This is a genomic window from Labrys methylaminiphilus subsp. lupini, from assembly GCF_051161885.1.
GTDB lineage: Bacteria > Pseudomonadota > Alphaproteobacteria > Rhizobiales > Labraceae > Labrys.
This window is the reverse complement of sequence record NZ_JBMDIH010000002.1, coordinates 1,442,272-1,458,449: the sequence shown is the minus strand read 5'-3', so window position 1 is coordinate 1,458,449 and position 16,178 is coordinate 1,442,272. Positions and strand designations below refer to the sequence as shown.

The following is a 16,178-nucleotide window of genomic DNA, read 5'->3' as shown; positions in this document are numbered from 1 at the left end:
GGCGCCTCGGCCTCCCCAACTCTACTGGCCCGGGCAGGCAAATAATTACGGACTAAATCATCAAAAAACCGGCGAAGCTGCGTGGCATCGCCGTTTTTTCTTCATGCAATGACGGTTTGTTCATACGCATCGGCGGCGCGGGCCAAGGCGGGCCTGCCCAGCATCATGTCGGCCGCCTTTTCCGCGATCATCATCACGACCGCGTTGATGTTGCCGCCCACCAGATCCGGCATGACCGAGGCATCGACGATCCTGAGCCCGTCCACGCCGACCAGTCGCAACTGCCCGTCGACGACGCGCCGCGCATCCTGCGCGGCGCCCATCCGGCAGGTTCCCGCCGGGTGATGCACGGTCACAGACGTCGCGCGGATGAACGCATCCAGTGCGTTGTCGTCCTGGGCGGCAACGCCCGGCGCGTTTTCCTGGACGATATGGGGTGCCATCGCCGGCTGGTTCATCGTCCTGCGCAGGATGCGCAGCCCCTCGCGCAGCGTGTCGCGGTCGCGCTCCGAGGTCAGGAAGTTCGGCGTGATGTACGGCTTGGCCTCGGGATCGGCTGAGCTGAGCGTGATCGAGCCGGTGCTCTCAGGGCGCAGCAGGGCAACGCGGCAGCCGAAGCCATCCGGCACCGGTCTGGTGAAGGGCGGCAGATAGGGCCGGGCAGGGAAGGGCGCCGCCAGGAACAGGAACTGGACATCGGGGGCTGTCAGGTCCGGCTGCGTCTTGAGGAAGGCGGTCACGCCGATCGGCACGTCTGAAGCAAAGCCGTCCTTGCGTAGCAGCGATTTGAGCATGGCAACGGCGAGGCGGTCATAACGCATTTCGCGCTGGAACAGGCTCGGGCTCTTGCGGCGGTAGGTCGCCATGACCGAAAGATGGTCCTGCAGATTGCTGCCGACGCCGGGGCTGGCAACCTTCACCGCTATGCCATGCCCGGCCAGATGCGTAGGGCCGCCGATACCCGAGAGCATCAGCAATTTGGGCGAATTGATCACACCGCAGGCCAGGACGACCTCGCGCCGCGCTTGGGCAAATTGGGGGCGACCGCCTTGGCTGAAGTGAATACCGGTGACGCGGCCGTCCGCCATTTCGATGCGATCGGCACGGGCGCTGACGATGACGCGCAGGTTCTTCCGGCCCAGGGCGGGGCGTAGATAGGCGGTCGCGGCGCTGTTGCGTCTGCCAGCGTGGATGGTTTCCTGGACGTAGTCGAAGCCTTCCTGCTGTGCGCCATTGTAGTCCTTCGTCACGGGATAGCCTGCCTGGCGGCCGGCTTCGATGAAATCGCCGAGAATGGCGTCGCGATAGCGGGTCCTTTGCACACGCAGCGGACCCTCGGCGCCGCGATAGGCATCGCCGCCGCCTTCCCAGGTTTCGGAACGGCGGAAATAGGGCAGCACATCGGCATAGGACCAGCCGTCGAGGCCCGATTGCGCCCAGCGGTCATAGTCGCTGCGATGGCCGCGCACATAGGCCATCACATTGATGGAGGACGAGCCGCCGATCACCCGGCCACGGGCGCATTCGATGCCACGGCCGTCGATGCCGGGATCTGGCTCCATGAAATAGCCCCAGTCATGCAAGCGTTGCGGGAAGATCTTGCCGATGCCGACAGGGATATGGATGAGGGGATCGCGGTCCCATTGCCCGGCCTCGAGCAGCAATACGCTGGCGCCGCTCTCGGTCAGGCGGTGCGCCAGCACGCATCCGGCAGAGCCGCCTCCCACAACGACGAAGTCATAGGTGCCGGCATCCTGGACGGGGGGCACGATGGCCATGTCAGGACGCCGCCTTCAGTTCGGAGGCGGCCGTGGCAGGTCTGTGCGAGAGCCACAGCTTGAAGAAGAGCACGAAGATGCCGCCGATGATGGCCGCGCCGGCGGCGGTAATCATGATCACGCTGGGCAGAGCTCCGATGGCGAGCATCTGGCCGACGAAATAGGGGGCGCAGACCTGCCCGAACCGCCCGACCGCCATGCTCAGGCCGACGCCGGTGGCACGAATGGCGGTGGGATAGACTTCTGCGGCCATGGCGATGGCGCCGGCCGTACCGATGCCGAGGAACAGGCCGACGAGGCCGATGCACAAGGCGGCCGAGGGCACGGACGCTACGCTGTAGCCCAGGCCGACCGTGGCGGCTGCACCGAGGATGAAGGCCGGCACCATGGTCGGGATGATGCCGAACCGCTGGATGCAGCGGCCGGCAATGGCCTGTCCGAAGAAGGCGCCGAGACCGTTGAAGGCAACGACGAAGGCACCGTCCGCTGGCGAGATGCCGTTCATGCCCATCAGGGATGGCGTCCACAGCACGGTGAGGGTCAGCACGCCCATCCCTGTGAAGAAGGGCCCCCAGAGGAGGAGCGTGCCGAGCGCGCGTCCTCCGCGGAAAACCGAGCCGAAGGAGGCCCGTTCGGTCTTGTCGCCGTCGGCGGTCAACAGGGTGCTGTCGGTAACGGTGGCAAGACTCATGCGCCTGAGGATGCGTCGCGCCGCGGCCGTGTCATTGCGGCGTGCGATCAGGAATTTCAGTGATTCCGGTAGCCAAATCGCCAGGATGACGGCAATCACCAGCGGCAGCATGCCGCCGATATAGAAAATCATCTGCCAGCCGAAATGCTCGATCAGCCGCGAATTGATGAAGGCACCGGCCATCGCCCCGAGCGGGAAGGAGGACCACATCAGCGTCACGCAGGTCGCCCTGTGGCGCTCCGGCGTATATTCGGCAGTCAACGCAATGAAGCAGGGCGTGGCGCCGCCCAGGCCGATGCCAGCGAGGAAACGGCAAAGCATCAAGCCGTTGAAAGACTGGGCGAAGGCGGTGAGCAGGGTGAAGACGCCGATGAGCACCGCGGCGATCAGCAACAGGCGCTTGCGGCCGACCCTGTCCGCGATAGCGCCGAAGCCGATGGCGCCAAGAGCTGCGCCGAGCAGGCCGGCCGAGAAGACGGGGCCGAGCTGGGGGATGGTCAGGCCCAGTGATTTGGCGATGAACGGCGCCGCCACGCCGATCGACTGGGTGTCCATGCCGTCGAAGAAGTTGATCAGGCCGCACAGGCCGATCACCGCGATCTGCAGCCCGCTGATCGGCCTTTCGTCGATCAGCCGCGAAACGTTGAGCGAAGGGCTCGCCATGGTCTCGTTTCTCCCCGAATTGCCGGTCTTTATCCGCGAGGGAGCCGGCCGGAATCGTTCTTTGAAAATTGCCGAAATCGGGTGGCACCGCCCTGCAAGATCGCCTTCACGACCGATCTGTCCGGTGATGGCTTGGCGAGCCTGCCCAATTCGGTTGGGTTATTTTAGTACGTATACATATATTATGTATACTGTCAATTAAATCGAGAACGCTTTGCTCCATCACGATGGTCGGCGGACGTGGATTAGGAAAGCGCGTTCAGGGGATCGAATTATCGTTATGGAGGCTGACGAGCTCAGTCAGCAAGCGCATCATCGTCGCGCGGCTCTCCGGCGGCAGGGGGGCGAGAAGGCGTTCCTGCACGCGGCGGACGGCCGGCTCGACGTCGCTCAGGAGTTTCTCGCCAGCCGGCGCGAGGTAGAGCAGCTTGGCTCGCTTGTCGCTCGGGCTGGCCCGCCGCCGAATCCATTTCTTCGCCTCAAGACGCTCGAGCACGTCGCCGATGGTGGAGCGGTCGAAGGCGATCAGGCTCGAGAGCCGGGTCGCGTCCAGGCCCGGATTGGCGCGTATAGTGAACAGCGCCGCGAACTGTACCGACGTCAGATTGAAGCCATCGCACTCCTCGGCGAAGATGCTGCTCGATATCTGCTGCGCGCGCCGGATCAGGTGTCCCGGCATGCCATAGAGTTCTGTCATCGAAATGCTACCCAATTTCCGCCGGACGATAGTTAAATCATCGGCCAAGGCAAATCAAAGCAGCCTACCGGGCAAGGCCCCGAACGCAGATTGGTAACGGGCGAACGCCAGCCGCCTCGCCAATCCATCCATCGTCCGAACTCGACGTTCGTCAGCTCCCTTTGCGACGTGCCTTCGCCTGCTCGACCCATAGATCCCAGGGCCGGTGCACTTGCGCCTCGATATTCTGCGCGGCCGTGCGCCCTTCGCCCTCACTGAGATAGGTCACATCGCCAAGACGGCTGGCTTCGAGCTGATAGCGGGCATTGAGTTCGGCATAAACAGCCCGGTAGACGGCTTGCGGCAGCGATTGGGCGACGACTGTCGAGCCATGGCCACGCATCAGCACGATGTCGCTGGCGTCGAATTGTTCGGCGAGTGCGCGGCCGAGCGCGTTGTCGCTGATGAGCAAATCGGTGCTGTCGCCGCCCGCATCGCGGATCTCGAAGACGGGGGCAGCCTGGCCGATGAATCCGGCCATGTGGAACAAGGCTCGCAGCCTTGTGGATTTCGACACGCTCAAGGGCACGATCGCGTGTGAGTGGCTGTGGACCACGGCGGTCACGTCGGGGCGGCGGCGATAGATCTCGCCATGGATGAAGCGCTCGAGATAGACCCGTCGTCCCCCGGCATTGACGGCTTCGCCGTCGAGCGTGAATTCGATGATGTCCTCGGCCGCCACCCGTCCCGGCGCCATGTTGCGCGCCAGCAGGAAACGGTCCGGGCGGCGATCGTGGCGCACGCTGACATGGCCGAAGGCGTCCACGACGCCCTGATCGAACAATATGTGGTTGGCGTTGACCAGGTCCTCGACCAGCGTCGGTGACGGGGCTGCTCCGGCGCCCGCCTGGTCAGCGACGATGACGCCGGCGGCATCCTCGAAAGCGTGGGATTTATCGACACACATGGGATGGTCCTCGAAGCATTGTTGTGAAGCTGGATCGGTGCGAAGCGGTCAGGCCGCCGCGACAGGTTGTGGGGCCGACGCTACGCCAAGGCCGTTGGCGCCGTACAGCCATTGCAGGGCGTCGTACCATTGCTCCTGCGATTTGGCGGCCATGATCTCGTTGCGCAATCGGGCATGAACGCCGGCGGGATGGTAGATGTGATCGCCCACCTCGCGCGACATCAACTGGATGCGGGCGGTGCGGGTCACGCGGCGACGTTGATAGGAGGTGAGCGCGGCTTCGTGATCATCGGGATGGGCGGCGATTTCGTCGGACAGGCAGACCGCGTCTTCCAGCGCCATGCAGGCCCCTTGCGCCATATATTGCAGGGTGGGATGGGCGGCATCGCCGAGGAGCGCGACCCGTCCTTCCGTCCACCTGTCGGTCGGATCGCGGTCGCACAACACCCACAACCTCCAGTCCTTGCCGTGACGGATGATATCCTGCGCCCGCGGATGGACATGCTGGAAGCCGATGAGCACCTCCTCCTGGCTGACCGGCTTGCCGGCAACCGGTTCCGGCGCGTCGTTGTGGTAGGTGACGACGAGGTTGAAGCTTTTCCAGTCCGATAGCGGATAGTGGACGATGTGGCATTTGGGGCCCGCCCAGAGCGTTGCCGCATTCCAGCGCAGGTCTTCCGGCATCTGTTCGGTGGGAATGACGCTTCGATAGGTCGTATGGCCCGTCACCCGGGGCGCGCCGTCGCCGACGAGCTGGGTACGGATGTTCGACCATAGCCCGTCGGCTCCGATCAGCAGGCTGCCGGCGATGCGCTCACCGGTCTGGAGCAGGGCCGTGATACCGGTTCCGTCTTGTTCGTAGCCGGTCACGGTGCAGCCGGTGCGCAGGTCGATGAGCGGATCGGCGCGGCAGGCATTGACCAGAACCCGGTGCATATCGCCGCGGTGGATGACGGCATAGGGATTGCCGAAGCGCTTCTGGAACGGCTCGGTCAGGTCGATCGAGGCAATCTCCTCGGCCGTCAGCGCGTCCATCATACGCAGGCGGTCGACATAAACCGCCAGTTTGCGCATGGCGTCGCCGACGCCCAGATAGTCGAAGGAGTGGAAGGCGTTCGGGCCGAGCTGGATACCGGCGCCGATTTCACCCAGCGCCGGAGCGCGCTCGAGCACGATGCTGGCATGGCCTTTGCGGGCGAGGCCGAGCGCAGCTGCCAGGCCGCCGATTCCCGCGCCGGCAATGACGGTCTTGTGCTGCATTTTCGGTGTCTCCTCTCCATTGGCTTGTTCACTGGAACCGGTGCGGTCCGTACGGCATCGGATGATCGTGCGGCCTTGGGCAGGTGGCCTCGGGCGGTGCGATCCCGGTAGTGCTCGGTCGGGTATTCCATAATTGACAGTTAACTGATAATCCGTATACTGTCAATTATGGAATGAACCATGTGCCATGTCGTCATGGGGTGCCTGTGGCGCGGCCTGCGAGATGGCAGGGCTGCAAGGGTCCCGGCTTCGTGGATCGACAGGCGGAATGGTGAAGAACAAAGGCAGGCCTGCTGACGGGTCCGTCGAACGGGAGGAGCACTATCCGATGAACTACGTCACCCAGGCGGATCGCATGCTGATCGGCGGCGAGCTCGCTCATGCCAGCAGCGGCGAGTTCGACCTGTCCATCAACCCAGCAACGGAAGAGGTCATCGGCCGCGTGCCGCGCGCGACGGTTGGGGATGTCGACCGTGCTGTCAGGGCGGCGGATGCCGCCTGGCCCGAATGGTTCGCGCTCACGCCGCTGGCACGCAGCCGCGCGATGCGCGACTTCGGCAAGGCCCTGCTGGCGCGCTCGGAGGAGATCCTCAAGGTCGAGGTCGCCGATACCGGAAACACCGTCACGCCCATGCGCGGCGACGTCGGCTTCGCGGTCGACAGCCTCGACTATTATGCTGGTCTCGCCCATGAGCTGAAGGGCGCGACGATCCCCTCCACGCATGAAAATCTGCACCTCACTTTGCGCGAGCCCTATGGCGTGGTGGTGCGCATCGCCCCCTTCAATCACCCGCTGATGTTTGCCGTGGCGAGGACTGCGGCGGCGCTGGCCGCCGGCAATGCCGTCGTGGTCAAACCGCCGGAAACCAGCCCTCTCTCGGCCATGATCCTGTCGGAGATTGCGCGGGAGGCGCTACCGCCCGGAATCTTCAACATCGTCACCGGAGACGGCCGGGTCGTTGGCAACGCTCTCGTCCAGCATCCCTTGATCAAGCGCATCGCCTTCATCGGCTCGCCGCAGACGGGGCGGGCCATCCAGCGCGCGGCAGCGGAGGTCGGCGTCAAGCATGTCAGCCTGGAGCTGGGCGGCAAGAATCCCTTCATTGCCTTTCCGGACGTCGATCCGGACCGGATTGCCGATGCAGCGGTCCGTGGCATGAACTTCGCGTGGCAGGGCCAATCCTGCGGTTCAACCAGCCGTCTCCTCGTGCATGCCGACATCTACGACGCCGTGCTGGAGCGTGTCGTCGACAAGGTCAAGGCGATCCGGCTCGGTGACCCGCAATCGCCCGATACCGGGATGGGGCCCGTCAATTCGCGGGTGCAGCTGGAAAAGGTGCTTTCCTTCTTCGAGAGCGCCAAGACGGATGGCGCACGCCTGATGACCGGTGGCAAGCGTCCCTATGGTCCGATGTTCGAAAAGGGTTACTGGGTCGAGCCGACCGTCTATGCCGATGTCGAGCCGGGCATGCGGCTGTGGCAGGAGGAAGTGTTCGGCCCGATCCTGTCGGTTGGCAAGTGGACGGGCTTCGACGAGGCGGTGGAGAAGGCCAACAGTACCGAATACGGCCTGACGGCGGCGGTGTGGACCAACAACATCAACGACGCCTTGCGGATGGTACGCAAGATCCGCGCCGGCCACACCTGGATCAACGGTTCTTCGGCGCATTTCATTGGCGTTCCCTTCGGCGGCATGAAAAGCTCGGGCGTGGAGCGCGAGGAAGGCATCGAAGAGATGCTGGGCTATACCGAGACCAAGACCATCAACATCGTACTGCCGAAGGGGTGAGGGCGTGAGCCGGCGCCGGCAGAGCGTCGCGACCATATTGACAGCATACTGAATTTATGTATGCTGTTTAATGAGCTAGGGAGTATCCGCGGGCCTTCAAGGCAGGCGGAGAGTGAAGGCGAAACCTTCAGGACAAACCCGGCCGCATTCCAGTTTTGTGTGCTGACAACCAAGCAGGGGACGCGCGTTTCGCTTCCGCGTGACGGTGCTGCCTAACCAAAAACAAAACAAAGGGAGGATCCATGACATATGTAATCGGCGTCGATACCGGCGGTACCTTTACCGACGGCTTCCTGGCCAGCACGGATGGCGTGCTGGTCTCCGCCAAGGCCCACTCGACGCCGCCCGACTTTTCGCGCGGCTTCATCAACGTCCTTGGAGAACTGGCACACACGGTTGGAAGCAGTGTGGAGGACCTTCTATCGAAGACGGATTACATCGTTCACGGCACCACCTCTACGCTCAACGCCGTCGTCACCGGCGACGTGGCGCGTGTCGGCTTCCTGACCACTCGAGGCCATGCCGATTCCATCCGCATCATGAATCTGGAAGGGCGCTATGCCGGCCTCGATCCGAGCGCCGTCCAGAACATCTCGCGCACCAACAAGCCCGCGCCGCTGGTGCCGCATCGCGACGTGATCGAGATCGACGAGCGCATCGACCACAAGGGCGCAGTCATCGTTCCCCTCGACGAGCAGGGCGTCCGTGTTGCGGTGAGGAAGCTGCGCGATGACGGCGTGCGGGCGATTGCCGTCTCGCTGCTCTGGGCTTTCCGCAACCCGGTGCACGAGCGGCGCATTCGCGAGCTCATCCAGGAAGAAGCGCCGGAGCTCTATGTCGCCCTGTCGCATGAGACCAGCCCGCGCATCCGCGAATACACCCGCAGCGCCACCACCATCATCAACACGCAGATCGGCCCAGTGCTGAAGGGATATCTCACCCCGCTCGAGGAAGAACTGCGCGCCAAGAAATTCGAGGGCTCCCTCTTGGTCATGCAGGGCTCAGGTGGTTGCGTGCAGGCGGCCGATGCGCCCAAACACGCCGTCAGTACGCTGGGTTCAGTGCTCACCGGCGGCGTGATCGGCTGCCTGCGCCTGGCCGAGCGCCTCGGGCACAAGAACATCATTTCCACCGACATGGGCGGAACCACCTTCCTGGTGGGGCTGGTGCGCGACGGCAAACCGAGCACGACGACGACCACGGTGCTGCACCAGCATCAGATCAACACCGCGATGGTCGATGTCCGCACCATCGGTGCCGGCGGCGGTGCGATCGCCTGGATCGACGGCGGTGGCAATCTGCGTGTCGGCCCCCGCAGCGCCGGTGCCCGTCCCGGTCCGGTCTGCTACGGCGAGGGCGGGCAGGAACCGACCGTCACCGATGCCGATCTCGTGCTCGGCATCATCAATGGCGACAATTTCCTGGGTGGTCGCAAGAAGCTGTCCAAGGAGCTCGCGGCCGAAGCGATCCGCACCAGGATCGCCGAACCGCTCGGCCTGACCGTGGAGCAGGGCGCCGCCGCGATCTACGCCATCCAGAATGCCCAGACCGCCGATCTCGTGCGCAGCGTCGTGGTCAATGGCGGGCATGATCCGCGCGATTTCGTGCTCTATTCCTTTGGCGGCGCAGGTCCGGTCCATGCAGTCAACTATTCGGCCGATCTCGGCGTGTCGGAAGTGGTGGTGCCGCTCGGCTCCACCGCCGCGGTGTTTTCGGCCTACGGGCTCGCCTCCTCCGACATCGTGCTGACCGCGGAAATGTCGGATCCGGGCAACTTCCCCATCGAGCCGACCACGCTCAACGGCAATTTCGGCAAGCTCGAAGCCGAGCTCGCCGAACGCCTGGTCCAGCAGAAGCTGCGTTTTGCCAATGTGGTCTATGAGCGGGAAGCCGAGCTGCGCTACACCATGCAGATGGCCGAGGTAACCACTCCGGTGCCGGGAGGGCCGCTCGGGGAGGCAGAGATCGCCGGCATCGGTGCCAGCTTCGAGCAGCTCTATGAACGCATCTACGGCAAAGGTGCCGGGTTCAGCGACGCCGGCCTGCAGATCATCACCTACCGGGTGCGCGCTATCGGCATCCTGCCGATCCGGGCCGATCTCGCCGCGCATGAAAGCGCGACCGCCGATCCGATTCCTTCCTCGATGCGCAAGGTGTTCCTCGATACGCGCAAAGGCTGGCAGGACACCAAGATCTACGATTATCGCAGCCTGGGCGCCGGGTCGAAACTGACGGGACCGGCCGTGGTGGAGACACCGACCACCACCGTCGCGCTGCCGGAAGGCTTTGCCGGCGTGGTGGACGCCTATGGCAATCTCGCCATTCGCGTCGCGGAACCGGGCTGAGGGGGAGAAAACCATGCCGCTCATTCAAATCGCAGGGTCGGAGCGCTACGCCTATCAGCCGAAGGCACTCGACGAGACCCGCAAGCTCGCATCGGGCGCGAAGCTGCACCAGGTGACGGACAAGGACATCGAGGCCGTCGATCCCCTGACCTATGAGGTCATCCGCCACCGCCTCGCCGCCGTCGCCGGAGAGATGGGCGACGGCCTCAAGCGCATGTCGGGCTCCGTCGTGGTGACGGACTGCAACGATTTCGGCGCGACCATTCTCGACGAATGCGGCGATTCCGTCGTCGTCGGGCTCTACAACACCCAGCTTGCCGCTTCCGTCGACATGGCGGTCAAATGGACGCTGGAGAACCGCTCCAGGCAGCCCGGCTTCCAGGCCGGCGACATGTTCCTGTGCAACGATCCCTGGGTTGGCGGCGGCCTGCACCAGAACGATGTCACCGTCTTTGCCCCGCTCGTCCATGACGGCGAGGTATTCGCCTGGACCGCCGTCGTCTGCCATCAGGTCGATCTCGGCGGTGTCTCGCCGGGAAGCTGGTCGGTGGAGGGGCGCGACGTCTTCTGGGAATCGACGCCGATCCCGCCGGTGAAGATCGTCGAGGGTGGCAGCATCCGCTCCGACATCGAGGACATGTATCTGCGCCGTTCCCGGGTGCCGCGCCTGATTGCTCTCGATTTGCGGGCCAAGATCGGTGCCAACAACATCGCCCAGGAGCGCCTCGCCGCCCTGATTGCCAAATATGGCGCGCTCACCGTCAAGGCGGTGATGAAGCGCATGATGAACGATGCCGAGGCGCGGCTGCGTGCCAAGCTGCAGGCGCTGCCGGATGGCACGTGGAGCGGCGTTGCCCACCAGGATTCCTTCCGCCACAGCGACCGGAATCTCTACAAGATCCTGCTGACCATGACCAAGCAGGGCGATAGCCTCAAGTTCGACTTCACCGGCACCGACAAGGAAACGGAGGGCTTTGCCAACTGCACCTTCGCTGGCCTTCGCGGCGGCATCATGCCCATCGTGCTGACCATGCTGTGCGGCGACATTCCCTGGTCGCCGGGCGGCCTCTATCGCTGCCTCGAGATCGTCAGTGAGCCCGGCACCATCAACAATTGCAACTTCCCGGCCGGCATTGGCAAGGCCTCGGTGGCTTCGGCCTGGGCGACGCAGAACGTGGTGTCCGAATGCGTCGCGGGCATGCTCGATGTGCATCCCGAGCACCGCAAATCGCTGATGTGCGTGTGCTGCGGTACCTGGGACCTCGCCGTGCTCGCCGGGCTCGACCAGCGCGGGAACCCCTTCGTGACCATGATCTGCGATTCCATGGCCGGGGGCCTCGGCGCCCGTGTCGATCAGGACGGGGTCGATACCGGTGGTCTCAACTGTATCCCGATGGGCCGCGTCGCCGATGTCGAGATCAACGAATTCAGCTTCCCCATGCTCTATCTGTGGCGGCGAGAGGAGACGGATTCCGGCGGACCGGGCCGTTTTCGCGGCGGCATGGGCGGATCGAGCTGCTTCATCCCGCATGATTCCCCGATCGGGGGCGTGCATCTGGTCGTCTCAGCTACCGGCAAGGCGCTGCCGCAGGCAACCGGCATCAGCGGCGGCTATCCTGCCGGCACCCAATATGATGTTCTCAAGCGCAATGCCCGTGTCGCTGAACTCTTCGCGGCCGGACGTATTCCCGCGACCTTGGAGGAGGCTGGCGGCACCGCCGACATTCTGGAAGCGCATCTGGAGACGCATCTGGGCGAGCAGGATGTCTACTACACCCATTGGCAGGGCGGCGGCGGTTACGGTGATCCGCTCCTGCGCGATGCGGTTCTCGTTGCCCGCGACGTCGAGGCCCGCAAGGTGTCCGCCAAGGCGGCCAACGACATCTATGGTGTGCTGCTGAATGGCGATGGCAGCGCGGACGAACTGGCGACCCGCCGGCGCCGCAGGCAGATCCGATGCGAACGCGTCGGCGAACCCGTCCCGAACCAGGCTGCGGAGTGAGAGCCATGAAGATCGATGACAATGTGAGGCAGCAGACGGACGGGACCATCGTTTGCGATCATTGCGATCATCCCTTGGGGGCTGGTGTGGGCAACCCCTTCGCCAACGCCATCCGCCGCGAGCGGCCTTCCCAGGATGCGGGTCCCGGTGTGCGAGCCCCGGCGTCGCATTTCACCGATCGGCCGATTGGCCTGCGCCAGGTCTTCTGTCCCGGTTGCTATGTGCTGCTGGCGACGGAGATCGCACCGACGGACGAGCCTTCATACCGGCACTGGGAGGTGACGGCCGCCCGTTCCGAAACACAAATCTGACCCGCGAACCGGCCATGATCCTCGATGATCGCCCCGGCGTCGCGCCCGCCGGCGTGCGCGATATGCAAACGGTCATGGCCGGACGGGGCTTCAGCCTCTCAGGCGCTCGCCTCCTGGGTCGAAGGCAGGCTCGGCGAGGATGCGCGCCTTATGCGGGATCCCTAATATGGCCACTGTCACGGCATCGCCGTCACAGGCCAGATCGGCTTTGACGTAACCCAGGGCCAAGGATTGGCCGACCCAATAGCCATAGCTGCCGGAGGAAACCTGGCCGAGCGGAGTGCCGTCCGGCAGGAAGATCGGTTCGCCGCCAGTTGCATCGGCATCCTCGGCCTCGATGGCCAGCGTGACGAGCCGGTCCCGCACCGGACAGTCGGCGACGGCCGCATAGGCGTCGCGGTTGAGGAAATCGCCCTTGTCCAGCTTGACGAGACGCGCCAAGCCGGATTCCTGAGGCCAATATTCCGGCGAATATTCGCGCCCCCAGCTGCCATAGCCCTTCTCGATGCGAAGCGACGTCATCGCTCTCGCGCCGACAGGACCGGCGCCGAGCTCCTTCCCGGTCGCGAGGAGGGCGCGATAGAGCGCTTCCTGGTCGCCGGCCTGGCAATGAAGCTCCCAGCCGAGATCGCCCGTGAAGGAAACGCGCAGGGCCACGGCCTCGATGCCCGCCAGATTGAGAAGGCGCGAACGCATGAAAGGGAAGGAGTCGTTGGAAAGGTCATCGGATGTCAGGCTCTGCAGGAGGGCGCGCGCCTTGGGGCCGGCGACGCTGAAACCGCACATGGCCTCCGTCATCGAACGAAACAGCGTTGCTTCCGGCAGGGGCACGGCGTTGAAGAAACGCTGATGATAGCGTTCCGCCATGCCGGAGCCGAAGATCATGTAACGATCATCGGCAAGCTTGGTGACCGTAAAGTCGCCGGCGACGCCGCCCCGCCGGCCGATCAGGGGGGTGAGGCAGATCTGGCCTGTCCGCGTCGGCATGCGATTGGCGAACAGCGCATCGAGCCAGGCTCGCGCACCCGGGCCGGTGACCTCATATTTGGCGAAGTTGGAGATATCGATGATGCCCGCATGCTCGCGCAGCATGCGCGCTTCCCGCCCCACTGGCTCCCACCAGTTCTGGCGCGCGAAACCGGCCGTCTCCTCCCGGGGTTCGCCCGCGGCGGCGAACCATAGCGGATGTTCCCAGCCGAAGTTGAAGCCGAACACCGCGCCCATTTCCTGCTGCATCGCATGGATGGGGCGGGTGCGCACGGGCCGGCCGGCGCTGCGCTCCTCATTGGGAAAGTGGATCTTGAAGCGATGGCCGTATTGATCGCGAACCCGGGCCTTGGTGAAGGCCTTGTCGGCCCAGGAGCCGAAGCGCGCGAGGTCCCAGGCGAACATGTCGAGGGAGGGCTCGCCCTCGATCATCCATTCGGCGGCGAGCTTGCCCATGCCGCCCGACTGGGAGAAGCCGGGAATGATGCCATTGCAGCAGAAGTAGTTCTTCATTTCCGGCATGGGGCCGAACAGCACGGCGCTGTCGGGCGACCAGATCATCGGGCCGTTGATCACCCGCCGGATGCCGGTCGAGCCGAGCACCGGTACGCGCTCGATCGCCCGCATCATGTTGTCCTCGATGCGGGTGAGATCGTCGGGAAAGAGTTCATGGCCGAAATTGGCGGGTGTCTCGTCCTCGCCCCAGAACCGCATGTCGCGCTCATAGGCCCCGACCAGCAGGCCGAGGCCCTCCTGGCGAAGATAGTATTCGCCGTCGCGATCGGCGACCGAGGGCAGACGCCGATCGAGCGCGGCAATCTCGGGGATGGTCTGCGTGACGAAATATTGATGCTCGGTCGGCATCAGCGGCAGGGTCAGCCCGGCCATGGCGGCCACTTCGCGCGCCCACAGGCCGGCGGCATTGACGATCCACTGGCTGCGGATATCGCCTTTCGGAGTGCGCACGATCCAGCTCCCGTCGGGCTGCGCCTCGGTGCCCGTGACCGGCGTGAAGCGATGGATCTCGGCGCCGCGCTGGCGGGCACCGGCGGCATAGGCCGCCGTCACCCCCGATGGGTCGACATTGCCGCCCTCGGGCTCGAACATGATGCAACGTATGCCTGAGAAATCCACGAGCGGATGCAGCTTTTCGGCTTCACCGTGCGAGACCTCGTAGAAATTCATGGCGTAGCGGCGCGCCTTGGCTTCCTGCAGCCGCAACTGGTGCTCGCGCTCCTGGGTCTGGGCGAGATAGAGCGAGCCGGGCTGGAAGATGCCGCAGCCCTGGCCGGTCTCCGCCTCCAGCTCCTTGTAGAGCGCCATCGTATAGTGCTGCAGGCGGCTGATATTGGTCGAGTCGTGCAGGCCGTGGATGTTGGCGGCCGCATGCCAGGTCGATCCCGAGGTGAGTTCGTCCCGTTCCAGCAGGACGATTTCGGTCCAGCCGAGCTTGGCGAGGTGATAGAGGATCGAGCAACCGATCAAACCGCCGCCGATCACGACGGCCTGGGCATGGCTACGCATGAAACGAACTTCCCGATGAACAATCCATGCGGCGAAGGCCCGATGCCGTTGGGAGATCCACGCGGAAGATCCTGGCAGGGCTTTCGCCTGTTGTGACCGGGCAAGTCTAGGCAGCAGGGCACGAGGCGGGTAGGCAGCCTTTCGCGCAAAAAAGCGGTGTTCGGCAAAGAATGACCAAATAAAACGATGTCATTGGCCTCGCGATCTTCGCTTGTTGCCGAACGCTTGAGACGTAGGATTGGCTCGGGGAAGTCTATCGGAGGATCGTGTCAGACCATGTCGGCCTTGGCGCGGGCCAGAATCCACTCCTTCACGATTTTTACCACGCTGCCCTTGGATGAAGCATTGTCGGAAAGATAATAGCCCCACGGACTGGGCGGGCGGACAGCGAAGGGTTCGGCCAGAAGCCCTCTTTTCAGAAAAGGGCGGGCGAGCGAAAGCTGTACGGCGACGCAGCCCGCACCGGCGACCGCCAGCTCCAGGGCGATATTGGAGGAGTTGGTGCTGAGATATTTCTCGTGCTCCGACGTCTCGATGCCGAGAGCCGCGCCCATGCATTGCCAATATTCCTGGCGGCTGTGCACGAAAATCCAGCCCTGCTTCAGGATATCGGCGGGGGACCTGATCGCGTTCGGCCCGGAGAGGAATTGCGGCGCGCACAGCAGAGCCAGGCTCTCATCCCATAGCGGGATGGCCATTGGTGGCTTGTTGTCGAAGCGCCGGGCGGAGACGGTGAGATCGGCCGCCGGTTCGCTGGGATCCTCCCAGATCGTGCCGTGCAGCACGACTTCTATATCAGGATGCCTGGCATGGAAGGCAGCAATGCAGCCCGCGAGCCAGTTGGTGGCGAGCGTCGCCGGGCAGGAAATCACCACCGTCCGGTTCCTGACCGAGGCGAGGATGGCTTCGGTGGCGTGGTCGATCTGATCGAGCGCCTGCCTGAGCGTCGGCAGGAAGGCCTCTCCCATCTCGGTCAGTTTCAGGCTGCGCGGATACCGTACGAACAGCTGACGGCCGATATAGTGCTCCAGGGCCCGCACATGGGTGCTGATGGCGGCCTGGGTATAGCCCAGCTCCTTGGCGGCCTCGGTAAAGCTCAAATGCCGGGCCGAGCATTCGAAGGAGCGGATGTAGTTGAGCGGAGGAGGGGGTTTCATGGCGGCTCTGGATGTTTGCCGGAGGCTA

11 protein-coding genes are annotated in these 16,178 nt (G+C 64.3%); 4 read left to right on the top strand and 7 right to left on the bottom strand.

The genetic code is table 11. The features are described from left to right. Nucleotides 1-101: 101 nt before the first annotated feature. From ACN6KF_RS32310 to ACN6KF_RS32290, 5 genes are all read right to left on the bottom strand, one after another. Nucleotides 102-1,778, bottom strand: coding sequence for a GMC family oxidoreductase (locus ACN6KF_RS32310; protein ID WP_434960972.1), 1,677 nt, complete (start codon nucleotides 1,776-1,778; stop codon nucleotides 102-104). A 1-nt stretch (nucleotide 1,779) separates the two neighbouring features. Beyond that, complete coding sequence (locus tag ACN6KF_RS32305) at nucleotides 1,780-3,132, bottom strand: MFS transporter (protein ID WP_434960971.1); 1,353 nt, start codon at nucleotides 3,130-3,132, stop codon at nucleotides 1,780-1,782. A 259-nt stretch (nucleotides 3,133-3,391) separates the two neighbouring features. After that, nucleotides 3,392-3,829, bottom strand: coding sequence for a MarR family winged helix-turn-helix transcriptional regulator (locus ACN6KF_RS32300; RefSeq protein ID WP_434960970.1), 438 nt, complete (start codon nucleotides 3,827-3,829; stop codon nucleotides 3,392-3,394). 151 nt (nucleotides 3,830-3,980) lie between these two features. Further along, nucleotides 3,981-4,775 (bottom strand): class II aldolase/adducin family protein, encoded by a 795-nt coding sequence (locus ACN6KF_RS32295; protein WP_434960969.1) that lies wholly within the window; start codon nucleotides 4,773-4,775, stop codon nucleotides 3,981-3,983. Nucleotides 4,776-4,823: 48 nt separating this feature from the next. After that, a complete protein-coding gene (locus ACN6KF_RS32290; RefSeq protein ID WP_434960968.1) occupies nucleotides 4,824-6,035 on the bottom strand; it encodes a 3-hydroxybenzoate 6-monooxygenase in 1,212 nt (403 codons plus the stop codon). Nucleotides 6,036-6,363: 328 nt separating this feature from the next. Here ACN6KF_RS32290 and ACN6KF_RS32285 point away from each other — a divergent pair, with 328 nt between their 5' ends. The 4 genes from ACN6KF_RS32285 to ACN6KF_RS32270 all read left to right on the top strand — a co-directional run bounded on the left by ACN6KF_RS32285 (nucleotide 6,364) and on the right by ACN6KF_RS32270 (nucleotide 12,482). Further along, the gene (locus ACN6KF_RS32285) at nucleotides 6,364-7,824 is read left to right on the top strand and encodes an aldehyde dehydrogenase family protein (RefSeq protein WP_434960967.1); all 1,461 of its coding nucleotides are present in this window, start codon (nucleotides 6,364-6,366) and stop codon (nucleotides 7,822-7,824) included. Nucleotides 7,825-8,066: 242 nt separating this feature from the next. Continuing rightward, a complete protein-coding gene (locus ACN6KF_RS32280) occupies nucleotides 8,067-10,169 on the top strand; it encodes a hydantoinase/oxoprolinase family protein (protein WP_434960966.1) in 2,103 nt (700 codons plus the stop codon). 13 nt (nucleotides 10,170-10,182) lie between these two features. Beyond that, the gene (locus ACN6KF_RS32275; RefSeq protein WP_434960965.1) at nucleotides 10,183-12,171 is read left to right on the top strand and encodes a hydantoinase B/oxoprolinase family protein; all 1,989 of its coding nucleotides are present in this window, start codon (nucleotides 10,183-10,185) and stop codon (nucleotides 12,169-12,171) included. Between the two features lie 5 nt (nucleotides 12,172-12,176). Further along, entirely contained in the window at nucleotides 12,177-12,482 is a 306-nt protein-coding gene (locus tag ACN6KF_RS32270) for a hypothetical protein (protein WP_434960964.1), read from the top strand. Between the two features lie 90 nt (nucleotides 12,483-12,572). Here the strand turns inward: ACN6KF_RS32270 and ACN6KF_RS32265 are convergent, their stop codons facing one another. Together ACN6KF_RS32265 and ACN6KF_RS32260 are read right to left on the bottom strand one after the other, a co-directional pair. Further along, entirely contained in the window at nucleotides 12,573-14,993 is a 2,421-nt protein-coding gene (locus ACN6KF_RS32265) for a GcvT family protein (protein WP_434960963.1), read from the bottom strand. 269 nt (nucleotides 14,994-15,262) lie between these two features. Then, a complete protein-coding gene (locus ACN6KF_RS32260; RefSeq protein ID WP_322432150.1) occupies nucleotides 15,263-16,150 on the bottom strand; it encodes a LysR substrate-binding domain-containing protein in 888 nt (295 codons plus the stop codon). Nucleotides 16,151-16,178 lie beyond the last annotated feature (28 nt).

Bases quoted from the DNA above. Each gene is read 5' to 3' on its own strand.
- ACN6KF_RS32310 (WP_434960972.1), bottom strand. From the start codon at position 1,778: ATGGCCATCGTGCCCCCCGTCCAGGATGCCGGCACCTATGACTTCGTC.
- ACN6KF_RS32300 (WP_434960970.1), bottom strand. From the start codon at position 3,829: ATGACAGAACTCTATGGCATGCCGGGACACCTGATCCGGCGCGCGCAG.
- ACN6KF_RS32260 (WP_322432150.1), bottom strand. From the start codon at position 16,150: ATGAAACCCCCTCCTCCGCTCAACTACATCCGCTCCTTCGAATGCTCG.
- ACN6KF_RS32290 (WP_434960968.1), bottom strand. From the start codon at position 6,035: ATGCAGCACAAGACCGTCATTGCCGGCGCGGGAATCGGCGGCCTGGCA.
- ACN6KF_RS32265 (WP_434960963.1), bottom strand. From the start codon at position 14,993: ATGCGTAGCCATGCCCAGGCCGTCGTGATCGGCGGCGGTTTGATCGGT.
- ACN6KF_RS32275 (WP_434960965.1), top strand. From the start codon at position 10,183: ATGCCGCTCATTCAAATCGCAGGGTCGGAGCGCTACGCCTATCAGCCG.
- ACN6KF_RS32285 (WP_434960967.1), top strand. From the start codon at position 6,364: ATGAACTACGTCACCCAGGCGGATCGCATGCTGATCGGCGGCGAGCTC.
- ACN6KF_RS32280 (WP_434960966.1), top strand. From the start codon at position 8,067: ATGACATATGTAATCGGCGTCGATACCGGCGGTACCTTTACCGACGGC.
- ACN6KF_RS32305 (WP_434960971.1), bottom strand. From the start codon at position 3,132: ATGGCGAGCCCTTCGCTCAACGTTTCGCGGCTGATCGACGAAAGGCCG.
- ACN6KF_RS32270 (WP_434960964.1), top strand. From the start codon at position 12,177: ATGAAGATCGATGACAATGTGAGGCAGCAGACGGACGGGACCATCGTT.
- ACN6KF_RS32295 (WP_434960969.1), bottom strand. From the start codon at position 4,775: ATGTGTGTCGATAAATCCCACGCTTTCGAGGATGCCGCCGGCGTCATC.